Below are 13,378 nucleotides of genomic sequence, written 5' to 3' on the forward strand. Positions count from 1 at the left end.
AAAAAGGAGGTCAGGAGTCGATAGGCTCCCGACCTCTACAAACCTTAAAGGCGGTTAAGTGATTCTTAACCGAGATACTGCGTCAGCATATCCATAATCAACTGCTCCCGTGCCATACCTTCTGTTTTGTGAGGATTCATAATCTGGTCTGCCTGGTCGCGTGTGAGGGCATTGATCTTCCGTTCCATCTCCGTCGTGAACTGTTCGAAATCTTCATCGGGATTCTGTTGCTTGGTGATAAAGTCGATCAAATACCTGTTCATAAGGAATTTATCCTTGAATTTCCCTTGTGCGGCCTTGAACCACCTTATGCTGGAACGAAACCATGCTTTATCCTCAAAGATTTCGGGCAGTTTCTTCGTATTGAGACACTCCACCAAGTCTTTTGCTTGCAGGGATTTCTTGCCGAAGCACCATAACGAGATCGTGGAGAGGGGACAAGCCTTGCCGTGCAGGAACATGGCGAAATCGAATACCTCGTTGGCTTCTTTGAGCATCATGGCAGGTGCGGCCATGTAATCCGACTTTTTCCAGACGGTGGTGCAGATGTTCATCTGCGCGATGATCTCCGTAATGGACAACTCGGCATTGAGAGGTTCGCAAATTACAAGGTCATTCAAATCTAATCCCAAATTCTGATAGGCCACCAATCGGTGCTGGCCGTCCAGTACGGCGTAATACTTTCCTGCATCCCCGTCAGGGATTTCGTTTCCCTTCAAATCGACCAGACGGCCGCCCATCTGAATTACCCGTTCTCCATCGGTTACCGTGATAGGAGTTAGTTGCCCATAGGCTTTCATGGATTTCTCTTTCTGCTTCACGGCCCTAACGTTTACAGGTCGATTGCCTTTGACGAATGCAAACTGACGCTGTGCGTCATCTACTGAAATTACCATCTTTTTCATGGCTTTTAGTTACTCTGTCCTTTAACAGAGGGGCTGATAATGGCTGCAATCCCTGCCCGAAGATTACAGACTGCAAGGAACACCCTTACGGCAGGGCAAAGGTCAGCATAAAATGGAATCGTTATATCCTATTAAATAGCGAGTTATCGGCGATGCACAGGCTTGTTTGGATTATATGTTAAAAGCACTTGTCAAACTACTTGACATTCGGTTAAATATTTTATATCTTTACAGGGCAAATTCGAGATACTGCATCCACCACTACCAATCGAGCAGTTCCTACAAGGCAGATTCGTCTGCCTTTTCTTTGCGTGGTGTTGCCACATTTTTTGAGTGTGAAATGAAGATTCCCTTTAATAGGATAGTTTCAGAATCGAAAAATATGGAATCGTCAGAAAGTGCATCCACTAAAAACAGCCGCTTTTAATGACGCATCATGTAACAATGAAAACAAATTATTCATGCAAAAAAACTTTTCATCGAAAAAGCGATGTACGATTTTTTGCGATAATTTTTTTCTCACGACTTGTGCGATGAAAAACTTTTTTGCCAGTTTTTTTATTCACGCATTTTTGCGTGTAAAAAAAATATCGCTAAAAAAAGTATTTATCATACTTTATTGGAAAACCTATTTTTCGTGATTGAAACTGTTCTTTATTTATCGGTTACCACATTTTTTGAGTGTGAAATGAATATTTCCTTTATAAATACAATTACAGGATTAAAAAATATGGAAGATTGCAGAGACAGAAGATTTCAAATAAAGAGATATTTTAACAATCAAACCTTTATAAATGTGAATACAAATAACCATGCAAATCAAAATTGAGTTATCGCCGCTCCCAAGGGAGTAACTTATTTGGGAGAAATCAACAAGGAGACCAATAAACCGTGAATGACCGTAATTCCTGCAAACTGCTTATTTAACAAGAAGCAGACGGGATGCGGAGCTACCGAGTTGGCTATCCGCAATTCCATTCCAACCATTATCGCCATGCCTTACGTGGCATTGGTGAAGAACAAGACCATCTACCGCAAAGACGATCTATCCGTACTGGGTGTTTACGAGGGCGTAACAGAACAGGAGATTATCGCCTATGCACAGAGCCATTCTCCATTGAAGATCGCCGTTACCTACGATTCCCTACCACGAACCATCAAGGCATTGCAGAGTATAGGCATAGACCCTTATAAAGATACATTCTTATTGGTGGACGAATGACACGTACTGTTCAACTCCTATTCGTTCCGCCATACCGCCATTAAGAATTTACTTGCAGAAGCCGCTAAATTCGACAGGGCGACTTATATGACGGCTACTCCGATAGAACAGGAGTATGTTTTGGAGGAGTTGAAACACCTGCCTGTTTGCGAAATCGACTGGCCGCACTTAATGGAAGTCAACATCCGTTCCCGTCAGACATCCAAACCAGCACAGTATATCGTCAAGGAGTGCCGCAAGGTGCTGGACAGCGGATTGGAACACAACCTGCATATCTTCGTAAACAGCGTGGAGTTTATCGCAAAGGTGATAGATATGGCTAAACTTACTCCCGAACAGGTTAAAGTCGTTTGTTCGGTTAGCGGGGACAATAGCGAGAACAACCAGCGCAAGTTGGGCAGGGAGTATCCCATCGGCCAGCCGTCAGACCCCGTAAGGAAGATAAACTTTTACACCTCGACCTGCTTTGAGGGGTGCGACCTTTACGACGAGAACGGCGTTACATTCATCGTTAGCGACGGCAACAAGTCCCACACTTTGTTGGATATTTCGACCTTGTTCACGCAGATTTGCGGACGGTTACGGGATTCCAAGTATAAAGGTGAAATCGTACACGTCTATTCCACGACCAAGTACAGCCGAGAGGTGACATTGGATGAATTCGTGGCATCTACAAAGAAAGTGCTTGCAGAAGCGGTAGATTATGCCAAGGAAATAAACTCATTGAGTGAAACGGCACGAGAAAAGACCTTATCGAAAATCAAATATATCAACGAGCAGTATGTACGCATAGAGGATAATCGGCTGGTGGTGGATAAGAACCTTGCCAATATGGATATTGTGAATTTCAAGATATGCCGTCATATTTACAGAACCTATGTAAACCTTACAGATGAATTAAAGAAGAACGGCTATACGATAACCCGTCATACGTTCAGCGAGATTATGGAGAAGATAGAGAACAAGGCCAACGCACGGGTTACGTTCAAAGACTTGTTCGATGAATACCACCGTCTGAAAACAACCAAGCCGTTCTTTTCATTGGAGAGCCACGAGGATTTATGCGCTCAAATAGCGGTTAAATATCCGTTGGTGAAGCAGGCTTACGACGAGTTGGGAACAGACAAAGTGCAGGCGTTGAAATACCATGTGAGCAATATTAAACGAGAGTTGATGAAACGCCAGCCTGCACCGACCGAGTATAAGATCGTGAAGATGATAAATGCGACCTTTGCAAAGTTGACACCCATTGCCAAAAGCAAGGTCAAAGCAGAATTGCAACGCATTTACGATGATTTGGGGATAAAGCAGAGAGCAAAGGCCGCAGACCTCAATAAATGATACGAGGTAAAACAGACCACGCCTAAAATCAATGGCAAGACAACGGCCTGCATGACCATTATTAGGGACAGGATGATTACCAAATAAAATACTGCAAATTTGGCATAAAAAACCTGACAAAGACTAGTCTTTGTCAGGCACATCCTAAATATTTTGGCACTTATTTTCTCTTTGACTCCCTTTGGGACAAAGCACTTGCCGCAATACTTTTGGTTCTTGCACTCGAACGTCCATCTTGTAATGCTTTTGAGGCTTTCGAGGCAACAGACTTTGAAGTAACTTTCTTAGCCATAGTTTCTTCATTTTAAGTTTAACAAAAGGATAGCGTTAATAGTTGAACTCGCGATTCATCGGTAGCTATCTCGATACCATACAATAAAGCATTGTCAAACGATATACCAAACAATTCTATCTGCCATTTTGACAGTTGATTAAAAAATTAACAATCAATTTGTATACTACCCACGAACAGATAGACAGATCAAAGCCCCCGCCCCTTATTGAATGTAAAATCTAAAAATATGGATAGACAATCAAGGGCAAAACGCATTGCAGATTTGCATGTGTTTTATGGGCAGAACGAGGTGGTCGGGGAACTCATCCGTGCAGGCAAGATCGACGAGGAGTATACCTATCCTTTCGTCGATACCGAGGAGGAGGTTTTCGAATGGTGGCTGGTATCGCCTTACTTGGCACGGGAACTCAAAGAGCAGGGCGAGGTCATAATCGACGCACTCGGTTGCCATTGGTGGGGACGTACCACCAGCGGACAGGCTATCTACATGGACGGCGTGATACAAAAGATTGCAGGAGAGTAAAACTTAGCTTGCATATCGATATAGTAAATTCATAAATTACAGAGATCAGGGGAATTGCAAGTTCGAGAAGATTTTGCAACCTCTGATTTCTGTTTTTATGTTGGCTTAATGCTGGAATATTGCACAATAACAGATTGCAAATAATGGATTTTACGCCACCGAGACAGCGTAAAACAAAGATACGACACAATGTAATATTGCATATCGATACGGAGACATCGGGAAGTGCGGATCGTCTTGGAGACGATTTTCCCAAACTGCAACAAAGAAAATTCAGAATCCAATCATAAAAACCTTGCAGAATAACTTTGTTTTCGGGAACTTTGTAACTACAATACCCCAAGAGTGTTGCGTATTGAAAAACATTTCCTAACTTTGTGGCATCGTCCCCAAACGGACGAAGACATATTAGTTTAGTGAAAGTGTTTCGCTAATCCTTATCGAGAAAATTTGGCGATTTTAGAGAACAAGGATAAGCAATACGAACACTCATCACCGTGTGTAGGCATATATCATTCTCGATATATTCTATTCGGTGTGGGGTATTGTTTATTTGTTCTCGGGCTACGCCAAATGCCTCTCGATAGATAAACGAACAACTCCACACTTTCTTTTTACCCATAACCCACCGCAGCAGGAGTTGATACGGTAAGAAATCTTACAAATTATGGATTTTAAGATCGGAGATGTTGTCAGACTAAAATCTGGTGGCTATGAAATGACAGTCGCTCAGTATCCATTCAAAACAATGGATGGTGTAGAACATCCAGAAAAAGTTGAATGCAAGTGGTTTAATGGGGATCACCATCTTAAACATGAAGTGTTCCATATCAACGAAATCGAAAAGCTATGAACTACTGGCGTGTGATTTAGAAATTTAAAACTCAAACTCATTATGAAAAAACTATTCTTATTTGCCGCAGTGATGTTTTCGAGTATTTTGTTTTCGGCCTGTTCCGAGGATGATAACAAAGAGAACCAGACATCGCAAAAACTACTTAAACAGATAGAAAAGATATTTAGGAATGGCACCTGCTATTATAATTTCAGTTATGACGACAGCGGCCGCCTTGCGAAAGTTACCATCAATGGTGATCATGATTTCTGTGGTGATTATCCTTATACCTATACAGACAATAGTGTCAGCGTTAAATATAACGATCATGGTTACGATCCATGGAATTATGACGCTGCATTTATTCTTGATCATAACGGTTATGTTACCGAATTCGATATTAATGGCGAGACCCGCTGGCGATATGAATACGAAAACGGTTATGTGTCCTCAAAAAGTTCCAATAGAGATAGAGATATTGTGACTTATCGTTGGGAGAACGGTAATCTGATGGAATGCCGACAGGTCGTTGAAAATCTTCATGACACTTATACACATACATACACTTATACATACACTGATAAACCGAATAAGTTAAACGTTAATTTGTTTGATGGAGAATTGTCGTACACCGACAGCGGAATCTTTGAATACAACTCTCTGTTTACCAATTTCAAAGGCTCCATCTCATCCAATTATCTAGCTTCGATAGGAAACTACGTGGATGGCAAATTATCTCCCTATTACTCTTGCAAAATATCTTACGAATACGATGACGAAGGCTATCCCACAGGGATAGTGTTGTCCTATGATACAGGCGGTTTTGTTTATTTGAGATTGACCTACTATTAATCCGTCATCATTACAGAATAGACCTGTGCAGCGGGCTGTTCTGAGATTAGAGTTATTGACAAACTTAAAAATTCATTATTATGAAAAAGCTATTCTTATTTGCCTTGTTAGCAGCCTTGTGTTGCAGTTGCACAGAGAGCAATACGGATGAGAATACAGACCCGAACGGAGGTTCCAATTCTGGACAAACCACTCCGCCCGACCCCGATTCAGATGCAAAGGATGTGATTCATGTTCCTGAGGGAGGTATGCTTGCAGGGATTCTGAATGAATTGGGGCTGAAAGAGCCCTTGTCATTGAAATTATCTGGGACGTTGAACATATTTGACTTTATGACAATACGGACCACTCCGAGTTTGGAGCACCTCGATATTTCGAGAGTAAACCTTTCGGTTTTGCCAGAGCAAGTATTCTCTGGATGTACCAATATTAAGAGCCTCATCCTTCCCAACACGCTAACTGCAATCAAATCATACGCTCTTTCAAAAACTTTGTTGGTTTCAATTTCGATCCCTGCAAGCGTGGAGACGATTGAAGAATACGCCTTCGAGGGTTGTGAAGCATTGACCTCGATCGAGATCCCTGCAAGTGTGGAGAAGATTGGAGAGTTAGCCTTCTATGGCTGCACCTCCCTGCAAACCGTAACGTTTAAGAAAGGGTCGCAACTCAAAACAATCGAAATGTCTGTCTTCGGGCATTGTAAGGCATTGGCCTCAATCGAGATTCCTGCAAGTGTGGAGACGATTGTAGGTAATGCATTCTATGGTTGTACAGCATTGGCCTCGATCGAGATACCTGCAAGTGTGGAGACGATTGGAAATAATGCCTTCCCGTATTGCACCGCTCTGCAAACCGTAACGTTCGAGAAAGGATCACAACTCAAAACGATTGGAGATAGCACCTTCTCGGGTTGTACCTCTCTAACCTCGATCGAGATACCTGCAAGTGTGGAGACGATTGGAAGAAATGTCGTCAATGGCTGTACCTCCTTGAAAACCGTAACGTTCGAGAAAGGGTCAAAATTGAAAATGATTCAATATAACACCTTTCGTGATTGTACCTCTCTAACCACGATTGAGATACCTGCAAGTGTGGAGACGGTTGAAGCTAATGCTTTCAATGGCTGTACCTCCCTGAAAACCGTAACGTTCGAGAAAGGATCACAACTTTTAATGGTTGATGGGTATTATATGGATAATGGAGCCTTCGTTGGTTGTAGAGCATTGACGACTGTGGATATGTCTGCATGTACACAAGTAACAGAGATTGGAGGCTATATCTTTTACGAAGATTCCCAGCTCCAATTGTTCAAGATCGGAACGAGAACACCGCCGAGTTGTGGATATAATGTATTTATGGGTATAAATTCCTACTCCGTTCTGAAAGTGCCTGCTGGATGTGTCGATGCATATAAAAAAGCAACAGGCTGGAACAAATTTACAACGATTTCTGAATTGGACGAATAAAAACAATGATCCTCTCCTGCTGTGTTTCGACATGGCGGGAGAGGTTAAGTATAAAATATGTAATATGCATTGGCCAGAAAGACTATATGTAAATCAAAATTTAATAACTCTAATTGTCTGTTATGTAGGAGTAGCATACTCAGAATTGAACGATTTATGTCATCTGTCTTGTGCTTGTTGGTTTCTCTTTATGTTTGCTGCGTTTTCTGTAATAGTTACATTGTCATTTTACACTTACAATTATTGTCGAAATAAATGTGAGAAAAAACATAAATGATGAAACTATAATCAAAGGGCAGACTTGGACAAACGGTCTCTGTTTAATCGTTTTTCTAAGTCTGTCTTTTTTATATATTTTATTGCATATCTCATGAATTTTTCGTATATTTACATCATAATCAAACATTTAATAACAATTTAAATTTTAGCTAAAATGAAAAGAAAAACACCAAGCATCGATTGAAAAACAGGCACGGAGACGATCGACGATGTGCAAATATCGTATATCTCCAAAGGCGTATCTTATGATAATGACCACGGCATCTGTCTGTTTGTAGGGCGTAGAACAGACGATCCTACACCACGAGAGTTCACCTATATTTTTGAACTCGACATCGACCCTGCGAAAGATATGACCGTCTGTTTCCAGAAACGGGGTCGTTATATGGCAGGATTCTCCTATCTGCTGAATCCAAAGGCCGTAGAAGAGGGTCATCTCGCCATTGTATTGCCCAACATCGTAGATTTACCCAAGTCCAGCTGCAAGCTCAATCTTTTCGAAGCCCATATCGAGAGCGACACGGCCGTATTCGGCTATACATCGGTAGAGGGTAAACAGAAAGAGTTCCGTTTCCCGCTGACGGGTTTCAACGAGAAGTATTTGGAACAGTTCATATAAAAAGAAACAAGGACAGACTTTGACAAGAGGTCTTAATATAGACTGTTTGACAATGTTTGTCCTTGCTGTTTTCCACAGAAACAAAAGCAACTCAACATTCTTAAAAGGGGAGAGCAGGGGAAAATTTTCCTGCGCGATTTTCTCCTTATCTTAGTGTTGCTTTTAACTTGTATCTATAAGATTTACAGATAATTTACCTATTTATTAATCTTGCAATTTGTTTAAACCAGTGTTTAAACCGCAACGAAAAGACAGAGACAAGGGGCGAACAGGCTATGCGTAAATCATTGATATATAGATATATCAATACGGGATGGTGCCATAGCTCAGTTGGTAGAGCAAAGGACTGAAAATCCTTGTGTCCCCGGTTCGATTCCTGGTGGTACCACACGAAAAGAGTTGTCACGCGACAACTCTTTTCTTTTTTATTCGGAATCCGAATTTCACCGGCATAATCCCGTCAGGCGCTCCGCAACCGTAAAACGGCTGCCAGACAGATCAAAACGTATCGAACTTTGTTCGGAAACCCCGCCCTCTACGGCCGGAGAAGCGAACATCGACCTGCAATTTTTCATTTTCGTTTTTAATTCGTATTTTTGTAAAATTATATACATATTAGAAACGTGAAACCGAGTTTACCGATTCTTTTGCTGGCTCTGGCCACAGGCTGCGCCGGGCGGCGTCCGGCACCGTCGACAACGGCCGCACAGGCTCCCGTCGAACCCGTGCAGTATACCTACGTCGTCAAGGCGAGCTATCCGCACCTGACGACGAGCTACACGCAGGGGCTCTATTTCGACGACGGCTTCCTGTGGGAAGGCACCGGCCAGTACGGCGCCTCCGCGATTCAGCGGCTCGACCTCCCGACAGGTCGCGCCGACGTACTCGTCCGCCTGCCTCAGAGCGAATTCGGCGAGGGAATCGCCCGCGTAAAAGACCGTATCTATCAGCTCACGTGGCAGAACAACACGGCCCACATCTACGATGCACAGACGTTCGAGAAACTGCGCGACGTACGCTATGCCGGCGAAGGCTGGGGGCTCGCCACCGACGGAGAGACGCTCTATCTGAGCGACGGTTCGGAGCACATCTGGGAGGTCGATCCCGCCACGTTCCGGCGCGGACGCAAGATCACGGTCACGGCCGCCGGCCGCCCCGTGCAGTTCCTCAACGAACTGGAATGGATCGAAGGAAAGATCTGGGCCAACGTCTACACCACCGACCAGATCGTCATCATCGATCCCGCTACGGGGACGGTCGAAGGGGTCGTGGACCTCGCGGGACTGCTGCCCGAAGAGGAGATCACCCCCGTGACCGACGTACTCAACGGCATCGCCTACGACGCAGCCACGCGGCGCATTTTCGTCACGGGAAAGAATTGGAGCCGGTTGTTTGAAATCGAAATCGTCAAAAAATGAGAAAACCGATCGAAGAGATACTCGACGAACGCATCCTGCTGCTCGACGGCGGCTTCGGCACGATGGTGCAAGGCTACGGGCTGGACGAAGCGGCCTACCGCGGCGAACGGTTCCGCGACTGGGAACGGCAGCTGCGCGGCTGCAACGACCTGCTGGCGCTGACCTGCCCCGACGTGGTGCGCGAAATCCACGAAAAATACCTCGCCGCAGGCGCCGACATCATCGAAACCGATTCGTTCAATGCCAACGCCGTCTCGCTGGCCGACTACGGTCTGGAGGGCTGCGCCTACGAAATCGCCCGCGCAGCAGCCGGCGTGGCCCGCGCAGCAGCCGACGCCTTCACCGCACGCAACCCGCTCAAACCGCGCTTCGTCGCCGGCTCGATCGGCCCCACCAACCGCACGCTCTCGATGTCGGCGGACGTCAACGATCCCGCCGCGCGCGACATCACGTTCGCCGAGATGTGCGCCGCCTACCGCGAGCAGGTGCGGGGATTGCTGGACGGGGGCGCCGACCTGCTGCTTATCGAAACGGTCTTCGACACGCTCAACGCCAAGGCTGCGCTGGCCGCCGTCGACGACGAGTGCCGCACACGCGGCATCCGCACGCCGGTGATGATCTCCGGCACGCTCTCCGACGCATCGGGACGCACCCTTTCGGGACAGACCGTCGAGGCCTTCTACGCTTCGGTAGCCCATGCACGGCCGCTTTCGGTCGGGCTCAACTGCGCCTACGGCGCCAAGCAGCTGCTCCCCTATCTGGAACGGCTGGCCGCCGTGGCCGAGACGCGCATCTCGACGCACCCCAACGCCGGCCTTCCGAACATCATGGGCGGCTACGACGAGACGCCGGCGATGTTCGCCGCCGACTGCGCCGAGTACATGCGGCGCGGGCTGGTCGACATCATCGGCGGCTGTTGCGGCACCACCCCCGAACATATCTTCGAACTTGCGAAGATCGCGGGCGACTACGCGCCGCGGCGTCTCCCCGCACCGCGCCATATCACGGTCCTGAGCGGTCTCGAACCGCTGCGCATCGTCCCCGAGGCCAACTTCGTCAACATCGGCGAGCGCACCAACGTGGCCGGCTCGGCGAAGTTCGCCCGTTTCATCCGCGAAGGCGACTACGACGAAGCGCTCACCGTGGCCCGCGCACAGGTCGACGCCGGAGCGCAGCTCGTCGACGTCTGCATGGACGACGGCCTGATCGACGGGCCGCAGGCCATGCGCCACTTTCTGAACCTCATGGCCTCGGAGCCCGAAATCGCCCGTGTGCCGGTGATGATCGACTCGTCGAAATGGGAGGTGCTCGAAGCCGGTCTGCAAGTCGTGCAGGGCAAGAGCGTCGTCAACTCGATCTCGCTCAAAGAGGGCGAAGGCACCTTTTTGGAACGTGCCGCCGCCATCCGCCGCTACGGCGCGGCGGCCGTGGTGATGCTCTTCGACGAACGGGGACAGGCCGACACCTACGCCCGCAAGATCGAGGTGGCCGAACGCGCCTACCGGCTGCTGACCGAAGCGGGATTCCCGCCCGAAGAGATCGTTTTCGACCCCAACGTACTGGCCGTCGCCACAGGCATCGAGGCGCACGACCGCTATGCGCTCGACTTCATCGAAGCTACGCGCTGGATCAAGGAACACCTGCCCCACGCCAAGGTGTCGGGCGGCGTTTCGAACCTCTCGTTCGCCTTCCGCGGCAACAACGCCGTGCGCGAGGCGATGCACTCGGTCTTCCTCTACCACGCCATCGCAGCGGGAATGGACATGGGCATCGTCAATCCCCAGCTGTTGCAGGTTTACAGCGACATCGAACCCGCACTGCTCGAACGCGTCGAGGACGTCGTCCTCTGCCGTCGTGCCGACGCTGCCGAGCGGCTCATCGACTACGCACAGCACCTCCGCACCGACACCGCGGCCGAAGGAGCCGCACACGAGGAGGCGTGGCGCACCCGGCCGCTGCCGGAACGCATCGAATACGCTCTGCTCAGAGGAGTGACCGACCACATCGAGACCGACACGCTCGAAGCCTACCGCGAACTGGGCGACCCGATGCAGGTGATCGACCGGCTGCTGATGCGTGCGATGGCGCGCGTAGGCGAACTCTTCGGCCAGGGCAAGATGTTCCTGCCGCAGGTCGTCAAGTCGGCGCGCGTGATGAAACGCGCCGTCGGGGTGCTCACCCCCTATATCGAACAGAACGCCGCCGGCCGAAAGTCGGCGGGCAAGGTGATCGTGGCCACGGTCAAGGGCGACGTCCACGACATCGGCAAAAACATCGTCGCGGTGGTCATGGCCTGCAACGGCTACGAGATCCGCGACCTGGGCGTCATGGTCGAGGCGCAGCGCATCGTCGACGAAGCGGCCGCATGGGGCGCCGACGCGATCTGCCTGAGCGGCCTGATCACCCCGTCGCTCGACGAAATGATCCACGTGGTCGAGGAGGCCGAACGCCGCTCGCTGCACATCCCCTTCATCATCGGCGGAGCCACCACCTCCGACCTCCACACGGCCGTGAAGATCGCCCCCTGCACGGCGGCACCGGTCATCCACTCGCGCGACGCGAGCGAGAACAACCGCATCCTCGCGGCCCTGCTGGGTCCCGATCGCGAAACCTATGTCGCCGAGGTGCAGGCCCGCCAGCAACGGCTGCGCGACGACTACCTGCGCCGCGAACGGCTGCGTGATCTGATCCCCGTCGCCGATGCCCGCCGCAACCGCCGCCCGCGTCCCGTATCGCAGATCGCGCCCGCAGCCCACACGGGACGGCTCGTCTTCCCCGACTTCGACATCGCCGACGTCGAACCCTTCATCGACTGGAACTTCTTCTTCCCCGCATGGGGGCTCAAAGGACGCTGCCCCGACCTCTTCGACCACCCCGAACGGGGCGACGAAGCCCGCAAACTCTTCGACGACGCACAGGCGTTGCTGCACCGCATCGCCGACGAACGGCTCCTCACGCTGCAAGGCGTCGTGGGAATCTACCCCGCCGTCAGCCGCGGGGACGACATCCTCCTCACCGATGCGAAGGGACGCCGCCATACGCTGCCCATGCTTCGCAACCAGACGCGCGGCGCCGAAAACCTCTGCCTGTCCGACTTCATCGCCGACCGGCGCGACGGCGCGACCGACTACATCGGCGCCTTCGCCCTCACGGCCGGAATCGGCCTGCAAGAGCTTTGCGACAAGTTCCGCTCCGAGGGCGACGACTACTCGGCCATCATGGCCAAGCTGCTCGCCGACCGCCTCACCGAAGCCTTCGCCGAAGTGGTGCACAGCTTCGTGCGGCGGCAGATGTGGGGCTACGAAACCGCAGAGGCGCCGACGCCGCAGCAGGTCATCGCGGGCGAATACCGCGGCCGGCGCATGGCCTTCGGCTACCCCGCCTCGCCCGACCACTCGCTCAAACGCGAGATCTTCGATCTGCTCGCCGTCGAACAGACGACCCGCATGCGGCTGACGGAGAACTGGATGATCTCGCCCGGCGAAGCGCTCTGCGGGTTGTTCTTCTCCGATGCCCGCTATTTCTCCGTCGGACAGATCGACGCCGAACAGCTGCGCGACTACGCCGAACGGCGCGGACTGGCAGTCGAAACCGTTGAAAAAATCATTCCGAACAACGTCTGA

11 protein-coding genes and 1 tRNA gene are annotated in these 13,378 nt (G+C 49.6%); 10 read left to right on the plus strand and 2 right to left on the minus strand.

Annotation, left to right across the window (positions count from 1 at the left end; translation table 11 throughout):
- Positions 1–65: 65 nt before the first annotated feature.
- Positions 66–905 (minus strand): ParB N-terminal domain-containing protein, encoded by an 840-nt coding sequence (locus FMF02_RS02710; RefSeq protein WP_141412128.1) that lies wholly within the window; start codon positions 903–905, stop codon positions 66–68.
- 895 nt (positions 906–1,800) lie between these two features.
- On the opposite strand from FMF02_RS02710, the gene FMF02_RS02715 reads away from it, so the two are divergent.
- Together FMF02_RS02715 and FMF02_RS02720 are read left to right on the plus strand one after the other, a co-directional pair.
- Positions 1,801–2,127 carry a hypothetical protein gene (locus FMF02_RS02715; RefSeq protein WP_244611609.1) on the plus strand — a complete coding sequence of 109 codons (327 nt, stop codon included), beginning with the start codon at positions 1,801–1,803 and terminating at the stop codon, positions 2,125–2,127.
- A 171-nt stretch (positions 2,128–2,298) separates the two neighbouring features.
- On the plus strand, positions 2,299–3,468 hold the full coding sequence (locus tag FMF02_RS02720) for a hypothetical protein (RefSeq protein ID WP_244611610.1): 1,170 nt from the start codon (positions 2,299–2,301) through the stop codon (positions 3,466–3,468).
- 160 nt (positions 3,469–3,628) lie between these two features.
- On the opposite strand, the gene FMF02_RS13935 is transcribed toward FMF02_RS02720, so the two are convergent.
- Positions 3,629–3,760 carry a hypothetical protein gene (locus FMF02_RS13935; RefSeq protein WP_262710099.1) on the minus strand — a complete coding sequence of 44 codons (132 nt, stop codon included), beginning with the start codon at positions 3,758–3,760 and terminating at the stop codon, positions 3,629–3,631.
- A 229-nt stretch (positions 3,761–3,989) separates the two neighbouring features.
- On the opposite strand from FMF02_RS13935, the gene FMF02_RS02725 reads away from it, so the two are divergent.
- The 8 genes from FMF02_RS02725 (at position 3,990) to metH (ending at position 13,378) form a co-directional block, all read left to right on the plus strand.
- Positions 3,990–4,286: a hypothetical protein gene (locus FMF02_RS02725; RefSeq protein WP_141412129.1), complete on the plus strand. Its 297-nt coding sequence runs from the start codon at positions 3,990–3,992 to the stop codon at positions 4,284–4,286.
- A 667-nt stretch (positions 4,287–4,953) separates the two neighbouring features.
- On the plus strand, positions 4,954–5,139 hold the full coding sequence (locus FMF02_RS02730; RefSeq protein ID WP_141412130.1) for a YodC family protein: 186 nt from the start codon (positions 4,954–4,956) through the stop codon (positions 5,137–5,139).
- Between the two features lie 42 nt (positions 5,140–5,181).
- Positions 5,182–5,973, plus strand: coding sequence for a DUF4595 domain-containing protein (locus FMF02_RS02735; RefSeq protein WP_141412131.1), 792 nt, complete (start codon positions 5,182–5,184; stop codon positions 5,971–5,973).
- An 80-nt stretch (positions 5,974–6,053) separates the two neighbouring features.
- Positions 6,054–7,439: a leucine-rich repeat domain-containing protein gene (locus tag FMF02_RS02740; RefSeq protein WP_141412132.1), complete on the plus strand. Its 1,386-nt coding sequence runs from the start codon at positions 6,054–6,056 to the stop codon at positions 7,437–7,439.
- Between the two features lie 664 nt (positions 7,440–8,103).
- Entirely contained in the window at positions 8,104–8,337 is a 234-nt protein-coding gene (locus FMF02_RS02745) for a hypothetical protein (protein ID WP_141412133.1), read from the plus strand.
- Between the two features lie 315 nt (positions 8,338–8,652).
- Positions 8,653–8,725, plus strand: a tRNA-Phe gene (locus tag FMF02_RS02750).
- A gap of 235 nt (positions 8,726–8,960) precedes the next feature.
- Complete coding sequence (locus tag FMF02_RS02755) at positions 8,961–9,755, plus strand: glutaminyl-peptide cyclotransferase (RefSeq protein WP_394344401.1); 795 nt, start codon at positions 8,961–8,963, stop codon at positions 9,753–9,755.
- Positions 9,752–13,378, plus strand: coding sequence for a methionine synthase (gene metH, locus FMF02_RS02760; RefSeq protein WP_141412135.1), 3,627 nt, complete (start codon positions 9,752–9,754; stop codon positions 13,376–13,378). Before FMF02_RS02755 ends, metH begins: the two co-directional genes overlap by 4 nt.

It is taken from the genome of Alistipes communis, assembly GCF_006542665.1.
In the GTDB taxonomy this organism is placed as follows: domain Bacteria; phylum Bacteroidota; class Bacteroidia; order Bacteroidales; family Rikenellaceae; genus Alistipes; species Alistipes communis.